The organism is Aliishimia ponticola (assembly GCF_004803475.1).
Taxonomy (GTDB): domain Bacteria; phylum Pseudomonadota; class Alphaproteobacteria; order Rhodobacterales; family Rhodobacteraceae; genus Aliishimia; species Aliishimia ponticola.
In genome coordinates this window covers 197,704-213,255 of sequence record NZ_SRKY01000004.1, presented here as the reverse complement: position 1 = coordinate 213,255, position 15,552 = coordinate 197,704, and the positions used below count along the sequence as shown (strand labels likewise).

16 protein-coding genes are annotated in these 15,552 nt (G+C 61.4%); 9 read left to right on the top strand and 7 right to left on the bottom strand.

Going from position 1 to position 15,552, the window contains the following annotated elements; translation table 11 throughout:
- The first annotated feature begins 15 nt into the window (after positions 1-15).
- Positions 16-1,002 (top strand): ABC transporter substrate-binding protein, encoded by a 987-nt coding sequence (locus E4Z66_RS15385; protein ID WP_136463941.1) that lies wholly within the window; start codon positions 16-18, stop codon positions 1,000-1,002.
- 77 nt (positions 1,003-1,079) lie between these two features.
- On the opposite strand, the gene E4Z66_RS15380 is transcribed toward E4Z66_RS15385, so the two are convergent.
- The 4 genes from E4Z66_RS15380 to ettA all read right to left on the bottom strand — a co-directional run bounded on the left by E4Z66_RS15380 (position 1,080) and on the right by ettA (position 4,054).
- The gene (locus E4Z66_RS15380; RefSeq protein ID WP_136463940.1) at positions 1,080-1,376 is read right to left on the bottom strand and encodes a hypothetical protein; all 297 of its coding nucleotides are present in this window, start codon (positions 1,374-1,376) and stop codon (positions 1,080-1,082) included.
- A gap of 107 nt (positions 1,377-1,483) precedes the next feature.
- Positions 1,484-1,690: a cold-shock protein gene (locus tag E4Z66_RS15375; protein WP_136463939.1), complete on the bottom strand. Its 207-nt coding sequence runs from the start codon at positions 1,688-1,690 to the stop codon at positions 1,484-1,486.
- Between the two features lie 224 nt (positions 1,691-1,914).
- Positions 1,915-2,121 (bottom strand): cold-shock protein, encoded by a 207-nt coding sequence (locus E4Z66_RS15370; protein ID WP_136463938.1) that lies wholly within the window; start codon positions 2,119-2,121, stop codon positions 1,915-1,917.
- 283 nt (positions 2,122-2,404) lie between these two features.
- Complete coding sequence (gene ettA / locus E4Z66_RS15365; RefSeq protein WP_136463937.1) at positions 2,405-4,054, bottom strand: energy-dependent translational throttle protein EttA; 1,650 nt, start codon at positions 4,052-4,054, stop codon at positions 2,405-2,407.
- A gap of 412 nt (positions 4,055-4,466) precedes the next feature.
- Between ettA and E4Z66_RS15360 the strand changes: the two genes are divergently transcribed.
- Complete coding sequence (locus tag E4Z66_RS15360; protein ID WP_136463936.1) at positions 4,467-5,069, top strand: nicotinate-nucleotide adenylyltransferase; 603 nt, start codon at positions 4,467-4,469, stop codon at positions 5,067-5,069.
- A gap of 147 nt (positions 5,070-5,216) precedes the next feature.
- Complete coding sequence (dacB, locus tag E4Z66_RS15355; RefSeq protein WP_342773457.1) at positions 5,217-6,692, top strand: D-alanyl-D-alanine carboxypeptidase/D-alanyl-D-alanine endopeptidase; 1,476 nt, start codon at positions 5,217-5,219, stop codon at positions 6,690-6,692.
- 44 nt (positions 6,693-6,736) lie between these two features.
- Here dacB and E4Z66_RS15350 read toward each other — a convergent pair whose 3' ends face one another.
- Positions 6,737-7,159: a tellurite resistance TerB family protein gene (locus tag E4Z66_RS15350; protein WP_136463934.1), complete on the bottom strand. Its 423-nt coding sequence runs from the start codon at positions 7,157-7,159 to the stop codon at positions 6,737-6,739.
- A 115-nt stretch (positions 7,160-7,274) separates the two neighbouring features.
- Here E4Z66_RS15350 and E4Z66_RS15345 point away from each other — a divergent pair, with 115 nt between their 5' ends.
- Positions 7,275-8,852: a lysine--tRNA ligase gene (locus tag E4Z66_RS15345; protein ID WP_136463933.1), complete on the top strand. Its 1,578-nt coding sequence runs from the start codon at positions 7,275-7,277 to the stop codon at positions 8,850-8,852.
- Positions 8,853-8,979: 127 nt separating this feature from the next.
- The gene (locus tag E4Z66_RS15340) at positions 8,980-9,390 is read left to right on the top strand and encodes a DUF4864 domain-containing protein (RefSeq protein WP_136463932.1); all 411 of its coding nucleotides are present in this window, start codon (positions 8,980-8,982) and stop codon (positions 9,388-9,390) included.
- A gap of 8 nt (positions 9,391-9,398) precedes the next feature.
- On the opposite strand, the gene E4Z66_RS15335 is transcribed toward E4Z66_RS15340, so the two are convergent.
- Both E4Z66_RS15335 and E4Z66_RS15330 read right to left on the bottom strand, forming a co-directional pair.
- Entirely contained in the window at positions 9,399-9,665 is a 267-nt protein-coding gene (locus tag E4Z66_RS15335; RefSeq protein ID WP_136463931.1) for a DUF5665 domain-containing protein, read from the bottom strand.
- A 30-nt stretch (positions 9,666-9,695) separates the two neighbouring features.
- Positions 9,696-10,139 (bottom strand): MarR family winged helix-turn-helix transcriptional regulator, encoded by a 444-nt coding sequence (locus tag E4Z66_RS15330; RefSeq protein ID WP_136463930.1) that lies wholly within the window; start codon positions 10,137-10,139, stop codon positions 9,696-9,698.
- A gap of 73 nt (positions 10,140-10,212) precedes the next feature.
- Here E4Z66_RS15330 and hmgA point away from each other — a divergent pair, with 73 nt between their 5' ends.
- The 4 genes from hmgA to E4Z66_RS15310 all read left to right on the top strand — a co-directional run bounded on the left by hmgA (position 10,213) and on the right by E4Z66_RS15310 (position 15,551).
- Positions 10,213-11,568: a homogentisate 1,2-dioxygenase gene (gene hmgA / locus E4Z66_RS15325; protein WP_136463929.1), complete on the top strand. Its 1,356-nt coding sequence runs from the start codon at positions 10,213-10,215 to the stop codon at positions 11,566-11,568.
- Between the two features lie 81 nt (positions 11,569-11,649).
- Positions 11,650-12,903: a fumarylacetoacetase gene (gene fahA, locus E4Z66_RS15320; protein WP_136463928.1), complete on the top strand. Its 1,254-nt coding sequence runs from the start codon at positions 11,650-11,652 to the stop codon at positions 12,901-12,903.
- A gap of 50 nt (positions 12,904-12,953) precedes the next feature.
- Positions 12,954-13,904 (top strand): MBL fold metallo-hydrolase, encoded by a 951-nt coding sequence (locus E4Z66_RS15315; protein WP_136463927.1) that lies wholly within the window; start codon positions 12,954-12,956, stop codon positions 13,902-13,904.
- Positions 13,905-13,934: 30 nt separating this feature from the next.
- Complete coding sequence (locus E4Z66_RS15310; RefSeq protein WP_136463926.1) at positions 13,935-15,551, top strand: FAD-dependent oxidoreductase; 1,617 nt, start codon at positions 13,935-13,937, stop codon at positions 15,549-15,551.
- Position 15,552 lies beyond the last annotated feature (1 nt).

Genomic DNA, 15,552 nt, shown 5'->3' with positions numbered 1-15,552 from the left:
AACATGGAGAGTAACATGACACTGAAGACAACCTACCTAGCGGGCGCGATGTCCCTGTTGGCCGGCGCTGCGCTTGCAGCCGACGACGTGACACTGCAACTCAAATGGGTCACGCAGGCGCAATTCGCGGGATATTACGTGGCGCTCGACCAAGGCTTCTACGAAGCAGAAGACCTGAACGTCACCATCAAGCCGGGCGGCCCTGATATTGCGCCGACACAGGTTCTGGCCGGGGGCGGCGCGGATGTGACTGTCGAATGGATGCCCGCTGCGCTTGCCGCGCGCGAGAAAGGCCTGCCGATGGTGAATATCGCGCAGCCGTTCAAATCGTCGGGCATGATGCTGACCTGCCGGAAAGACGCGGGCGTGTCCTCTGTCGAAGATTTCAAGGGCAAGACGCTGGGTGTCTGGTTCTTTGGCAACGAATTCCCCTTCCTGTCCTGGATGAGCCAGCTGGAAATCCCGACGGACGGCTCCGCCGAGGGTGTCGAAGTGCTCAAGCAGGGCTTCAACGTCGATCCGCTGGTGAACGGGCAGGCGGCCTGTATCTCCACCATGACCTACAACGAGTATTGGCAGGTGATCGACGCGGGTCTGACGCCGGAAGAGCTTGTGACCTTCAAGTATGAAGATCAGGGCGTGGCGACGCTGGAAGACGGGCTGTACGTGCTGGAAGAGAACCTTGCCGACCCGGCTTTCGAAGACAAGATGGTGCGCTTCGTGCGCGCGTCGATGAAGGGCTGGAAATGGGCCGAAGAGAACCCCGAAGACGCGGCAATGATCGTTCTCGACTATGACGAGACCGGCGCCCAGACCGAAGGCCATCAGACCCGCATGATGGGCGAGATTGCCAAGCTGACCTCCGGCTCCAACGGCGCGCTGGACACGGGCGACTATGAGCGCACGGTCTCTTCGCTGCTGGCGGGCGGTTCCGACCCGGTGATCACGAAAGAGCCGGAAGGTGCGTGGACACATGCAATCACGGACAAAGCGCTGAACTAAGCGCTGTTTGAGCAGGCGACAGGGGAAGGGGGCGTGCTATGCGCCCCTTTCTCGTTTTTGCGGGATGCCAGGGCGTCTTAGGCGGTTTTGCGGACGGGGGCGGGTGCCTCTTGCAAATTGCCGCGCTCCGCGCGGGCTTCTTCTTCCATCTGCCAGTCGTGCCATTGTTCCAGATCCGCGGCGGGATCGGCGCTGGGACGGCGCATGATGAACGCCTCGCTGACGACGGCAGAGAGGATCACGAATGTCGGAAGGATGGTGGAAAACCCGGCATAGATCATAAGGCCCTGCCACCACGTCCCGCCAAAGGCCACATGGGTGCCCCCTGCCACCGCCCCAAGGGCGCATGCTAAAACGATGGTGATCAACGCCATGACTATTCTCCTGAAATACGTGGAGTAGTCTGACGGAAAAGTCTTAATGGTGTGTAAAGCTGGCCCCGGGCCGTCTTAACAAAGGCCCGAAGCCAAAAAACTGGGAATCAGACGATTTCGAGCTGATCGGCGCTTTCGCGTCCGTCGCGGCCCGCCTGAAGCTCGTACTTGACCTTCTGGTTGTCTTGAAGGCCGGTCAGCCCCGCGCGTTCAACGGCGGAAATGTGCACGAACACGTCCTTGCCGCCTTCGTCGGGTGCAATAAAGCCGTAGCCTTTGGTGGTGTTAAACCATTTCACTGTGCCAGTCGGCATGTGATGATCTCCTTGAGTTTTCCGCCCGCACTATGCGACGGACCGGCGTCGTTTGGTCTGAATTCGAAGACTGAACGCCGTGGAGGAGACAGGTCGAAGTAGCAAAACGTAGCGCGTAAATGATGGCAGACTGACCGAGTCGGCGCAAGGAATTCCCGCGTTAGTTAAGAAGCCTGAGAGACTTGAGTGGCGGGCGCACAAAGCTTGCGCACCCGCCGGATCACTTACGCGAGTGCGAGGTTCGTCGCGCTTTCGCGGCCGTCACGGCCTGCTTCAACGTCGAACGTCACTTTTTGGTTGTCCGAAAGACCGGTCAGACCTGCGCGCTCAACCGCGCTGATGTGAACGAAAACGTCTTTGCCGCCCGTTTCCGGTGCGATGAAGCCGAAGCCTTTAGTGGTGTTGAACCATTTCACGGTGCCATTGGCCATATCCGTGGTCTCCTGTTTTGAACGATGCCCGCGTCGTTGCGGCATCCCGGCGTGGTCGGTCTGGATCGATAGACTGAAGCCGGTTTGAAGGGAGACAGTGGGTCGAAAAAGAATAACGTAGCAAGGCGGATATGGGGGCGGACGCAGCGGAAAGCAAGGACAATCGGCGAAAGAGCCAGTTTGGGCGGTGATTGGCTGAGCGTCAGGATGTATCGACCGGATAGGATAATGCCCGGCGTATAGGCCGCGCACGCGATGTGTCTCGCGTGCGCGGAAGGCTGTGTTACCGGGTGAACTTCTTGTGCTTCATCCGGGTCGGTTCCACGTCGCCAAGGCGGCGTTTCTTGTCTTCTTCGTAATCCTCGAAGTTGCCTTCGAACCATTCCACGTGGGCTTCGCCCTCGAACGCCAGAATATGGGTACAGATCCGGTCAAGGAAGAAACGGTCGTGCGAAATGACCACCGCGCAGCCTGCGAAATCTACCAGCGCGTCTTCCAAGGCCCGCAGGGTTTCCACATCCAGATCGTTGGTCGGTTCGTCCAGCAACAGCACGTTGCCGCCGTCCTTCAACAGGCGCGCCATGTGAACGCGGTTGCGTTCACCGCCGGACAGCAGGTTGACCGGCTTTTGCTGGTCGCCGCCTTTGAAGTTGAAGGCAGAGCAATACGCGCGGGAGTTCATCTGCGCGTCGCCCAGCTGGATCACTTCAGCGCCGCCGGTGATGGCTTGCCATACGGTATCGCCATCGTTCAGATCGTCGCGCGACTGGTCCACATAGGACAGCTTGACCGTGTCGCCATATTCGATCGTGCCCGCGTCGGGTTGTTCCTGCCCGGTGAGCATCTTGAACAGGGTCGATTTACCCGCGCCGTTGGGACCGATCACGCCAACGATGCCGCCGGGGGGCAGGGCGAAAGTCAGGTCTTCGATCAATAGCTTGTCGCCCATGGCTTTGCGCAGGCCGTTCACCTCAATCACCTTGCCGCCAAGACGCGGGCCGTTGGGAATGACGATTTGCGCACGGGCCAGCTTTTCCCGTTCGGATTGCTGGGCCAGATCGTTATAGGCGTTGATCCGCGCCTTGGATTTGGCCTGACGCGCCTTGGCCCCTTGCCGCATCCATTCCAGTTCGCGTTCCAGCGTCTTCTGGCGGGATTTGTCCTCGCGCGCTTCCTGCTCCAGTCGCTTGGCCTTCTGTTCCAGCCAGGCGGAGTAATTGCCCTCGTAGGGAATACCGCGCCCCCGGTCGAGTTCGAGAATCCAGCCGGTGATGTCATCCAGGAAATAGCGGTCGTGGGTAACGATCAGGATCGTACCTTTGTAGTCGATCAGGTGTTGTTGCAGCCACGCGATGGTTTCCGCATCAAGGTGGTTGGTCGGCTCGTCCAGCAGCAGCATGTCCGGCGCTTCGAGCAGCAGTTTGCACAGCGCAACCCGGCGGCGTTCCCCTCCCGACAGGTTTTCTGGCATCGCGTCATCAGGCGGGCACCGCAGCGCTTCCATGGCCACGTCGATCTGGCTATCGAGATCCCAAAGGTTCTGGCTGTCGATTTCGTCCTGAAGCGCGGCCATCTCATCGGCGGTTTCGTCGGAATAGTTCATCGCCAGTTCGTTGAACCGATCCAGCTTGGCCTTCTTTTCAGCCACGCCAAGCATCACGTTGTCGCGCACGTTCAGCGACTCGTCGAGCTTCGGCTCCTGCGGGAGATAGCCGACCTTCGCACCTTCGGCGGCCCAGGCTTCGCCTGTGAAATCCTTGTCGAGTCCGGCCATGATCTTCATCAGGGTCGATTTGCCCGCGCCGTTGACGCCGACAACGCCGATCTTCACGCCGGGCAGGAAGGACAGGCGGATGTCCTCGAAGGTCTTTTTGCCGCCGGGATAGGTCTTGGAGACACCGTCCATGTGATAGACGTATTGATAGGCTGCCATATGAGGGCTCCGATACTGGAATGTCGAAATTGTTGCCGCTTGATAACGGGCAGCGCGGGAACGGGCAATGTCAGAACGGACACCGCGTCAGACAGGCAGATTTGCGGGGCTTGGGGGCAGCCGGGTTCGCACGGCGGCAAAGCGGTTGCCGGGGCGGGGCGCCAATAGTCCAGCACTGTCATGAACGCGGCGCGATGGCCTGCCGAACGACGACAGCGCTGGACGAAATGGAAAAAGTGGTTCGTTGAAATGAATCCGTACTCACGCGGACCGTGGATCGAGAGTGATTGCACGCAACAGGTGAGGCAATGGCGGAATTCCGTACCTTCGCGCAAGGCGGGAAATGCAGCGGGCCGGGGCCGCGCCGCGCGATGTTTGACAAGTGCCTGAAATTGCGCCTTCTCTTGCGCGCATGAGGTATCAGCTTCCATTCGCCCGCCCGGGCCAGATTATTGGCCTTTTGGGCGGATCGTTCGACCCGGCCCATGCTGGGCATGCACATATCACGCGGGAGGCGATGAAGCGCTTCGGACTGGATCGCGTCTGGTGGCTGGTCAGCCCCGGCAATCCGCTGAAAGAAGAAGGCCCCGCGCCGATGGATCGCAGGCTTGCCCATGCGCGCGAGGTGATGAAGCACCCGGATGTGGAGGTCACCGATATCGAGGCGCAGCTTGGCACGCGCTATACGGCTGAAACGCTGGCGGGGCTGAAGGCGGCCTATCCCGGTGTGCGATTCGTCTGGCTGATGGGGGCAGACAACCTTGCGCAGCTGCATCTTTGGCAGGATTGGCACTGGATCATGGAAAACGTTCCCGTCGGGGTGCTGGCACGCCCGGGCTTGCGCTTGGGGGCACGGCGAAGCCGCGCGGCGCAGCTGTACCGGCCCTACCGGATTACCGGGCGGGCCTCGCAGCTGTTGGGGCAGGCGACAGCTCCCGCGTGGTGCTTTGTCAATGTGCCGATGGTCGATCTGAGTTCGACCGAGATTCGCGAAAAGGGCAACTGGACACGCTAGGCCGCCTTTCCCGCGCTTCTGGCAGGTTCAGTTTGCGCACGCCTTGGGGTACGCCCCCAAACCCCTGCAACACTTCAACAACTTGCGACAATTGAACAGTTGTTCGCGCGCAAGAGCCGTGCATATTCTCGGCCCATGACGAAGGGGATGTCTCGGCGGTTGTTTCTGGCCGCTGCCAGTTCTGGACTTGCCAGCGGGGCGCTTGCGAAAGCGCCCGCCGTATCGCTGCGCCCATTTCCGCGCCCCAGCGGGTTCCACAAGCGTGCCACCCCGGCGGCAGAGGCGATCATCGCCAAGGCGCGCCTGGGGGGGACGGTCAGCTTTGCGGTCGTCGATCTGGACAGCGGGGCCGGGCTGGAAAGCCTCAATCCGCAGAAGGGCACGCCGCCTGCCAGTGTGACCAAAGCAGTCACGGCGCTCTATGCGCTGGACATTTTGGGGGCGGATCACCGGTTTTCCACGAAGGTCATCGCGACGGGTCCGGTGACGGATGGCATTCTGGATGGCGATCTGGTCTTGGCCGGTGGCGGGGATCCGACGCTGGACAGTACCGATCTGGCTAATCTGGCGGCAGAGGTCAAAGCCATGGGCATCCACGAGCTTCGCGGCAAGTTCCTTGTCTGGGACGCCGCCCTGCCGCGGGTAGAGCGGATCGACCCGGATCAACCCGATCACGTCGGCTATAACCCTGCGGTGTCCGGGATTGCGTTGAATTTCAACCGCGTCCACTTCGAATGGCGGCGCGGGCAGAACGGGTATTCGGTGACAATGGATGCCCGGACCGCCGAATACCGCCCGGATGTGGCGACGGCGCGGATGCAGATCGTGTCGCGATCCTTGCCGATCTATACCTATGCCAGCACGCCCGAACGCGACGAATGGACCGTGGCGCGCAAGGCGCTGGGCAAAGGTGGTGCGCGGTGGTTGCCCGTTCGGTTGCCGGGGCTCTATGCGGGGGACGTGTTTCGCACGATGGCCCGCAGCCACGGGATCAAGCTGCCCGCCGCACGCATCATCGATACGCTGCCTGCCGGTCGTCTGATCGCCGCCAAGCGCAGCGCGCCCTTGCAGGACATCCTGCGCGACATGCTGAAATACTCCAACAACCTGACGGCAGAGATGGTCGGCCTTGCCGCAACGATCCGCCGGTCAGGGCACCCCGCAGACCTGCAGGCGTCTGCGCAGGTGATGAACCGCTGGGCGGCAGAGCAGTTGGGCATGTCGGATGTCCGGCTGGTGGATCATTCGGGGCTGGGCGACGAGTCCGCCATGACGGCACAGGACATGTGCGCCGCGCTGGTGCGGATGCGCGGGAACGGCTTTCGTGCGTTGTTGAAACAGATCCCGATGCGCGACGGTAATGGACGGCCTCAAGCGACTCATCCGGTCCGGGTCGATGCCAAGACCGGAACGCTCAACTTCGTTTCGACGCTGGCGGGCTATATGACTGCGCCGGATGGCCGCGAACTGGCCTTTGCCATTTTCACCGCCGACGAGCAGGCGCGCGCCCGTATTCCCCGCGCCAACCGCGAAGCGCCGGAAGGCGCGCGGTCCTGGAACGCGCGGTCGAAAGCCTTGCAACAGGCACTGATTGAGCGTTGGGCGGTACTTTACGGGTCCTGAAGCCGAGCGGCGGCAGCCTCTCCGGTGACAGGCCCCGCTGAGTATTACAGGGTCGTGTGACGGGCCCGTGCGCCGCGTTCGATGGCCGCCGCATGCAGCCGGTCGATATTCAGCTCGTAGCGGATTTCTTCCAGAAGGCGCAGTTCGGCCTCTTGCAGCTGCCCATCGGCGGCGGCGACATCGCAGGCCAGCGCATAGGCGGTTTCATTCAGCCGCTCGGGCAAATGTTCGCGGATCAGGCCGAACAGCGCATCAAGGCCGTCTTCCTGCTCGAACAGATCGAACACGATCTGCATGACCACTTTCAGCCGATCCTCGTCATAGCCACCGAAGATCGGCAGCAGGTTCACGGCGGACTCGATCTTGACCAATTCCGCAGTGCGAATATCCGCGTCGGAGGCAGAGACAGCAATCATCAGGGCCAGAAGGCAGTCCTGCGGGCTGAGGGCGTGAACTTCGTTTTGCATGATCGCTCCTTGTCCTTGCGGTCGTGCCCCTAGTTATTGACCCGGCGCAGGTGGCACAATAGGGAGTGTCGGCGTTTTGGGCGCGAAGCCGGGCCCGAGTCTTTAGGAGAATGAGATGAGCACGATGCGCGATGCGGCAATGACAAGCAAGGCGTGGCCTTTCGAAGCGGCGCGTGCGGTTCTCAAACGGTACGAGAAAGCGCCGCCCGAAAAGGGCTATGTTCTGTTCGAAACCGGCTATGGCCCCTCCGGCCTGCCCCATATCGGCACCTTCGGCGAGGTGGCGCGAACCAGCATGGTGCGCAAGGCGTTCGAGACGATCTCGGACATCCCGACCAAGCTGATCTGTTTTTCGGACGATCTGGACGGGATGCGCAAGGTGCCGGGCAATGTTCCGAACCCGGAGATGCTGCAAGAGCACCTGCAAAAGCCGCTGACATCGGTGCCCGACCCGTTCGAGCAGTTCGAAAGCTTTGGCCACCACAACAACGCGATGCTGCGCCGGTTCCTTGATACCTTCGGGTTCGAGTACGAATTCTATTCGGCGACGGAGTTCTACCAATCGGGCCAATTCGATGAGGTGCTGCTGCGCGCGGCGGAAAAATACGACGACATCATGAAAGTGATGCTGAAATCGCTCCGTGAGGAACGTCAGCAGACCTATTCGATCTTCCTGCCGATCCACCCGGACACCGGGCGCGTGCTGTATGTGCCGATGAAAGAGGTGAATGCCAAAGAGGGCACGATCACCTTTGATGACGAAACCGGACAGGAAATGACCCTGCCGATCACCGGCGGCAACGTAAAACTGCAATGGAAGCCGGATTTCGGCGCGCGCTGGGCAGCGCTGGGCGTCGACTTTGAGATGTATGGCAAGGACCATTCGACCAACACGCCGATCTACGACCGCATCTGTGAAATCCTCGGCTGGAAAAAGCCGGAGCATTTCACCTATGAGTTGTTCCTCGACGAGAACGGGCAGAAAATCTCCAAGTCGTCGGGCAATGGCGTCAGCATCGATGAATGGCTGACCTATGCCTCGTCGGAAAGCCTGTCCTATTTCATGTACCAGAAGCCGAAGACCGCCAAACGCATGTTCTTCGACGTGATCCCGAAGGCGGTGGATGAATATCACCAGCAATTGCGGGCCTTCCCGGGACAGGACGACACACAAAAGCTGAACAACCCGGTCTGGCATATCCATGGCGGGGACGTTCCGGAAAGCACGCTGCTGGTGCCGTTCGGTATGCTCTTGAACCTCGCCAGCGTGTCGGGGGCAGAGGACAAGGAAACGCTGTGGGGCTTCATCCGCCGCTACGCGCCCGATGCCACTGCGCAATCGCATCCCGATCTGGATCAGGCCGCCGGGTTTGCCGTGCGGTATTACAATGACTTCGTGAAACCCGCGAAAACCTACCGCCTGCCAAGCGATGCCGAGCGCGAGGCGCTGACCGCGCTGCGCGATGCGCTGGCCGCACATGACGGCGCGACGGATGACGAAACGCTGCAATCCATCGTCTATGCGGTGGGCCGCGATCGGTTCGACCCGCTGCGGGATTGGTTCAAGGCGCTGTATCAGGTGCTGCTGGGAGCCGATCAGGGCCCGCGCTTTGGGGGCTTCATCGCGCTGTATGGCGTAGAGGAATCCATCGCACTGATCGACAAGGGGCTGGCGGGCGAATTGGCCGGCTGACGGCGCTCTTGCCCTTTGGGGCAATTCGCCCCGCCCACCGTCCCGCAGCCAGCCAAAATCCACCCGGATTTGCCGGCATCGCAACTTGCGCTACCTCCTGAACACCAACGTTCCGGAGGTAGGCCTAATGCGTATCCTGATCCTGTCAGCCCTGATGGTCCTGTCCGTCCTTTTGGCGCCCTCACAATCAGGCGCGCAGGACGCGGAGATTCAGGGTACGATTTCGGCCCAGATCGACGCCTTTCGGGCAGATGATTTCGGGACCGCGTTCGGGTTCGCCCACACCAACATTCAACGCATCTTCCGCACGCCGGAGAACTTTGGCCGCATGGTCACGCAAGGCTATCCGATGGTCTGGCGTCCGGCCGATATTACCTATCTCGACCTGCGCGAAGAGAACGGCCAGACCTTTCAGGATGTACAGATCGTCGATCGGAATGGCCGGGTGTTCGTGCTGGAATATCTGATGCAGCCCACGCCGGACGGGTGGCGTATCGCCGGGGTGCAAATCCTGCGCGCGGATGCGTTCAGCGCCTGACGCTGCGATCAACGGCCCGTGTTCATTTCCTGTACGATCTGGTTCAGCCAATCGCCCAGCACCGGCACGAAAGAGAACTGGCTGGCCCACCATGCCAGCAGCGACACCAGAACCGTTGCGCCCATGACCGTGCCCAGACCGATTGCCAGTCCGCGCAGGAAGGAATAGCCGATCAGCCGCCAGATCGAGTTATGGATGCGGATGAATGTATGCTCATTCAGGCGCTGCACCTCACGGGTCAACGCCTCCATCGCTTCGCGGTCGCGGTCTTGCATTTGGGTCCCCTTGCCGTCGCGCCTGTAAAATCAGTCTTGCGCTAGCCCCGCAAGCCGCATCAGTCCACGTTCCAGCAATTGGGCCTCGCCATCCGGCAAGCTGGCGCGGATCTGCGCATCAAAGGCCTGCGCATCGCGGCACAGGTCTTCGAATGCGGCGCGCCCGGATTTCGTCAGGGCCAAGGCTGAATGCCGCCGATCCCCGGCCATCTCAGAGCGGATCAGAAAGCGCTTCTTTTCCAGCGCGGTGACAGCGCGGCTGACCTTGGTCTTGTGCAGCCCGGCGCGGTCGCAAATCTGCTTCGCCGTCATCTCTCCATAGCGGCCAAGATGGAACAGCACGCGCCACTCGGTGCGCAGCATCCCATACTTCACCTTGTAGGTCTGCTGGAACTCAAGGCTCAGCCTCTCAGCCGCTTGATTCAGCAGGTAAGGCAGGAAGGTCGTCAGGTCGAAATCAGCGTCGCCAGTCATGGAAAACTTGTCGAAAAGGGTTGTTAGTTACATTTTCAACTAATACGCCAGTGACGACAGAGGAGACAAGCCCATGAAAGACCTGACGCATACTCCGCCGTTGACCATGGCAGAGACGCCGGTTGGCACGGTGCCCGGCTACATGCCCGGCTGGGCCAATGATTTCGAGACAGAGGCGCTGCCCGGTGCGCTGCCGCAGGGAATGAACTCCCCTCAGCGCTGCGAATACGGGCTTTACGCCGAACAACTCTCCGGGTCGGCCTTCACGCAACCAAAGCCGGAACGCACCTGGTGCTATCGCATCCGGCCTTCGGTCAAGCACACGCATCGCTTTGAAAAGATCGACATGCCGTACTGGAAAAGCGCGCCGCATGTGATCGAGGACGTCATCAGTCTTGGCCAATACCGCTGGGATCCGGTGCCACATTCCGACGAGGGGCTGAATTGGCTGACCGGGATGCGCACCATGACCACGGCGGGCGATGTGAACACGCAGGTCGGCATGGCGACCCATGTCTATCTGGTCACGCAATCCATGGTGGACGAGTATTTCTATAGCGCCGATAGCGAGCTGCTTGTCGTGCCGCAGGATGGTCGGATGCGGTTCGTGACCGAACTCGGCATTATCGAACTCGAACCGCAGGAAATCGCGATCCTGCCACGCGGGCTGGTCTACCGGGTCGAAGTGATCGACGGGCCATGCCGTGGCTTCGTCTGCGAGAATTACGGCCAGAAATTCCAATTGCCGGACCGAGGCCCGATCGGAGCGAACTGCCTTGCCAACCCGCGCGACTTCAAGACACCCGTCGCCGCGTTTGAAGACCGCGACGCGCGGTCCAAGGTCACGGTCAAATGGTGCGGCCAGTTCCACGAAACATGGATCGGGCACTCCCCGCTCGACATCGTGGCATGGCATGGCAATTACGCGCCGTGCAAATACGATCTGAAGGCCTATTGCCCCGTGGGCGCAATCCTGTTCGACCACCCCGACCCGTCGATCTTTACGGTGCTGACAGCGCCCTCGGGCGCACCGGGAACCGCGAATATCGACTTTGTGCTGTTCCGTGACCGCTGGCTGGTGGCCGAAGATTCCTTCCGCCCGCCATGGTATCACAAGAACATAATGTCCGAGCTGATGGGCAACATCTATGGCCAGTATGACGCCAAACCGCAGGGCTTCGTGCCCGGCGGCGTCAGCCTGCACAACATGATGATCCCCCACGGACCGGACCGCGAAGCCTTCGAAAAGGCGTCCTATTCCAATCTGGGGCCGCAGAAGCTGGAGAACACCATGTCCTTCATGTTCGAAACCCGTTTCCCGCAGCACCTGACGGAATTCGCCGCGAAGGAAGCGCCCCTTCAGGACAACTATGTCGACTGCTGGGCGGATCTGGAGAAGAAATTCGACGGCACGCCGGGACGGAAATAACGACGGGGGTAGGCTGAAGCCTACCCTACGCTCAACGCGCGGGGGCGGTGGTGGATCGCCAGCCCCAGACAGGGAGACATCATGCCACTAGAGAAAAGCTGGGTCGCATCGGCCAACAGCAGCGCAACGCCATTCCCTCTCAATAACCTGCCCTACGGGGTGTTTTCCGTCGGCGAGGCAGAGCCGCGCTGCGGGGTGGCGATCGGGGACATGATCCTCGACGTGACAGAGGCGGAAGAGCAGGGCCTGATCACGCTGGATGACGAGCCGCTGTTCGACGTGCCCTACTGGAACGATCTGATGCAAATGGGCCCGCCAGTCTGGGCGGCCCTGCGCGCCCGGCTCAAGGCACTGCTGTCCGATGGCGCGCCCGAGCAGGACAGCGTCGCGCCTCTGCTGGTGCCGCAAGCGCAAGCGGTGATGCATATGCCATTCGTGGTCAGCGAATACACCGATTTCTATGCCGGCAAACACCACGCCACCAATGTCGGCATCATGTTTCGCGGCCCGGAAAACGCCTTGCCTCCGAACTGGCTGCACATCCCCATCGGCTATAACGGCCGTGCGTCCTCGGTCGTTGTCTCCGGCACCGATATCCGCCGCCCATGGGGCCAACTCAAAGGGCCAAACGACACCGTTCCGCGCTGGGGCCCGTCCGAACGCTTCGACATCGAACTGGAAATGGGCGCAATCGTCGGCGTCGACTCCGATGGCCCGATCACCGTCGATCAGGCCGACGCAAACATCTTCGGCTATGTCTTGCTGAACGACTGGTCCGCGCGTGACATCCAGGCGTGGGAATACCAACCGCTCGGCCCGTTCCAGGCCAAGGCCACGGCCACCTCCATCTCCCCCTGGATCGTCACCAAAGCCGCGCTGGACCCGTTCCGCTGCCCCACGCCCGAACGTGAAGTAGAGCTGCTGCCCCACCTACGCGATACAGGGCCGATGCTCTACGACATCGATCTCAGCGTCTCGCTCGCCCCCGAAGGGGCAGACCCGGTCACAATCGCCACGACGAACTACAAGGAAATGTACTACTCCTCGGCGCAGCAACTTGCCCACCACAGCACCTCGGGATGCCCGATGCGCGTGGGCGACCTGCTAGGCTCCGGCACCATCTCGGGCCCGAACCGCGAAAACCGCGGCGCGCTGCTGGAACTCAGCTGGGGCGGCAAGGAACCCTTCGACGTTGCAGGCCAAAGCCGCAGCTTCATCGAAGACGGCGACACGCTCAGCCTGCATGGCCACGCCACCGGCGATGGCTACCGTATCGGTTTCGGCGACTGTACCGGTAAACTCCTGCCCGCAGGCCCGGACCCCTACGCAACCTGACCCTTCATTGTTCCCCAAATACTCAAATTCCAACGACAGGACCCGGACCCATGGCTAAAGCTTTCGCTTCTCAGGGCGACATGACCGAAAAGAACATCACCTTCGAAGAAGTCGGCCCCGGCCTCTGGGCCTTCACCGCCGAAGGCGACCCCAATTCCGGCGTCATCATTGGCGACGACAGCGTGATGATCGTCGAGGCGCAGGCCACCCCGCGTCTGGCGGGCAAGGTCATCGAAAAGGTGCGCGAAGTCACCGACAAGCCGATCACCCATGTGGTGCTGACCCACTACCACGCTGTCCGCGTGCTGGGCGCATCCGCGTTCGGTGCACCGCAAGTCATCATGTCGGAAAAAGCCCGGGCGATGGTCGCCGAACGCGGGCAAGAGGACTGGGACAGCGAATTCCAGCGCTTCCCCCGCCTGTTCGAAGGACATGAAAGCATCCCCGGCCTCACATGGCCCACCACCACCTTCAATGGCCGCATGTCAGTCTACCTCGGCAAGCGGCGTGTCGATATCATGCAGCTGGGCCGTGCCCATACGGCGGGGGACGCGGTGATCTATGTGCCCGACGCCAATGTGATGTTCACCGGCGATATCGTCGAATACCACTCTGCCTGCTATTGCGGCGACGGTCATTTCCACGATTGGCCCGGCACGCTGGAAAACATCCGTAAATTCGATCTTGATGCCATCGCCCCCGGGCGCGGCGATGCGCTGATCGGTTCCAAGATGGTGAACGCCGCCATCGATTCCACTGCCGATTTCGTGCGCTCCACCTACCGGCCCGCGGCCCGCGTCGCGCTACGTGGTGGCTCGCTGAAAGAGGCATGGGACGCGGTGCGCGCGGAATGCGATCCGAAATTCTCGGACTACGCCATCTACGAACACTGCCTGCCCTTCAATGTCGCCCGCGCCTATGACGAAGCGCTCGACATCGACACGCCGCGCATCTGGACCGCAGAGCGGGACATGAAGATGTGGGAGGCCCTGCAAGGCTGATCGACTGACAGGGAAGGGAGGCCCGCACACATGAATGCACCGATCCGCGACCGCTATCCGCTCGCATATACGCTCTATCCGTACCGCAAATCCGCCGATCAGGACGGCGCGGCCATCGCAAGGCACCCGGTTGTTATCGCCGGGGGTGGGGCGATCGGGTTGGCGACGGCGCTGGACCTTGGGCTGCGGGGTCATCCGGTTGTGGTGCTGGACGATCACGAAGGTGTCGGCACTGGCTCCCGCGCGATCTGCTTTTCCAAGCGGACGCTGGAAATTTGCCATAGGCTTGGGGCCGGCCAGGCGATGCTCGACAAGGGGGTGGTCTGGCAAAAGGGACGCGTGTTCCATGACCGCGACGAAATCTTCGAGTTCGACCTGCTGCCCGAGGACGGTCACCGCTATCCGGCCTTTATCAACCTCAGCCAGATCCATTTCGAGAAATTCCTGCACGAAGCGATCGAGCGCGCCAATGCGGAGGGCGCGCAGATCGAGGTGCGGGGCAAGAACCGCGTGGATGCAGTCACGGCGCATGACGACCATGTCACGCTGGAGGTGATGACCCCCGATGGCCCCTACACGATCGAAGCCGACTGGCTGATCGCCTGTGACGGGGCGCGCTCGCCCATTCGGGACATGATGGGGCTGGGCTTTGAGGGGCGCGTGTTCGAGGATAACTTCCTGATCGCTGACGTCAAAATGACCGCCGATTTCCCGACCGAACGCTGGTTCTGGTTTGAACCGTGGTTCAAATCCGGCGCGTCTGCGCTGCTGCACAAACAGCCCGACGATATCTGGCGCATCGACTTCCAGCTTGGCTGGGACATCGACCGCGACAAGGAATTGAAAGAAGAAAGCATCCGCGCGCGCGTCGATGCGATGCTAGGGCCGGATGTGGGCTACGAGCTGGATTGGTGTTCGATCTACACGTTCCAGTGCCGACGCATGGAAAAGTTCACCCATGGCCGGGTCCTTTTTGCCGGAGACAGCGCGCATCAGGTCTCCCCTTTCGGGGCGCGCGGCGCCAATTCCGGTATTCAGGACGCAGAGAACCTTGCCTGGCGGCTTGATCTGGTGCTGCGCGGGCGCGCGGCCGATACGATCATGGACGGCTATGACCACGAACGGGTGATGGCGGCAGATGAGAACATCCTCAACTCCACCCGGTCCACCGATTTCCTGACGCCGAAATCGGCGATCAGCCATACGTTCCGCAATGCCGTGCTTGATCTGGCCAGCAGGTTTCCGTTCGCGCGTCCGATGGTGAATTCCGGGCGGTTGAGCGTGCCTTGCATCTATGACGACCTGCCTGGGTTTGGCCCCGATGTGCTGGGCGGGCCGGCCCGGTCGCGCGCCGGTGCGCCCTGTCCGGATGCGCCGCTGGGCGATGGCTTCCTGCTCGACGATCTGGGGCGTGGATTTACGTTGCTGGGTCTGAACACTGCCGTGCCTGCGCAGATCGATTGCGAAGGACTGACAGTCGAAGGTCGCGAAATCGCGGCCAAGGGCATCCTGGCAGAGCGGTATCTGGGCGACGCGCCCACCGCAGTATACCTTATCCGGCCCGATCATCACGTGGTGGCGCGTTGGCCCGCCTATGACGCGCAGGCCGTCGCCGCTGCGCTGCGCATGGCTTTGGGAGAAAGCTGAG

Bases quoted from the DNA above. Each gene is read 5' to 3' on its own strand.
- E4Z66_RS15340 (WP_136463932.1), top strand. From the start codon at position 8,980: ATGCGTATCCTGATCCTGTCAGCCCTGATGGTCCTGTCCGTCCTTTTG.
- E4Z66_RS15345 (WP_136463933.1), top strand. From the start codon at position 7,275: ATGAGCACGATGCGCGATGCGGCAATGACAAGCAAGGCGTGGCCTTTC.
- E4Z66_RS15360 (WP_136463936.1), top strand. From the start codon at position 4,467: ATGAGGTATCAGCTTCCATTCGCCCGCCCGGGCCAGATTATTGGCCTT.
- E4Z66_RS15350 (WP_136463934.1), bottom strand. From the start codon at position 7,159: ATGCAAAACGAAGTTCACGCCCTCAGCCCGCAGGACTGCCTTCTGGCC.
- E4Z66_RS15375 (WP_136463939.1), bottom strand. From the start codon at position 1,690: ATGCCGACTGGCACAGTGAAATGGTTTAACACCACCAAAGGCTACGGC.
- dacB (WP_342773457.1), top strand. From the start codon at position 5,217: ATGTCTCGGCGGTTGTTTCTGGCCGCTGCCAGTTCTGGACTTGCCAGC.
- E4Z66_RS15385 (WP_136463941.1), top strand. From the start codon at position 16: ATGACACTGAAGACAACCTACCTAGCGGGCGCGATGTCCCTGTTGGCC.
- E4Z66_RS15335 (WP_136463931.1), bottom strand. From the start codon at position 9,665: ATGCAAGACCGCGACCGCGAAGCGATGGAGGCGTTGACCCGTGAGGTG.
- hmgA (WP_136463929.1), top strand. From the start codon at position 10,213: ATGAAAGACCTGACGCATACTCCGCCGTTGACCATGGCAGAGACGCCG.
- E4Z66_RS15370 (WP_136463938.1), bottom strand. From the start codon at position 2,121: ATGGCCAATGGCACCGTGAAATGGTTCAACACCACTAAAGGCTTCGGC.
- E4Z66_RS15310 (WP_136463926.1), top strand. From the start codon at position 13,935: ATGAATGCACCGATCCGCGACCGCTATCCGCTCGCATATACGCTCTAT.
- E4Z66_RS15330 (WP_136463930.1), bottom strand. From the start codon at position 10,139: ATGACTGGCGACGCTGATTTCGACCTGACGACCTTCCTGCCTTACCTG.
- ettA (WP_136463937.1), bottom strand. From the start codon at position 4,054: ATGGCAGCCTATCAATACGTCTATCACATGGACGGTGTCTCCAAGACC.
- E4Z66_RS15315 (WP_136463927.1), top strand. From the start codon at position 12,954: ATGGCTAAAGCTTTCGCTTCTCAGGGCGACATGACCGAAAAGAACATC.
- fahA (WP_136463928.1), top strand. From the start codon at position 11,650: ATGCCACTAGAGAAAAGCTGGGTCGCATCGGCCAACAGCAGCGCAACG.
- E4Z66_RS15380 (WP_136463940.1), bottom strand. From the start codon at position 1,376: ATGGCGTTGATCACCATCGTTTTAGCATGCGCCCTTGGGGCGGTGGCA.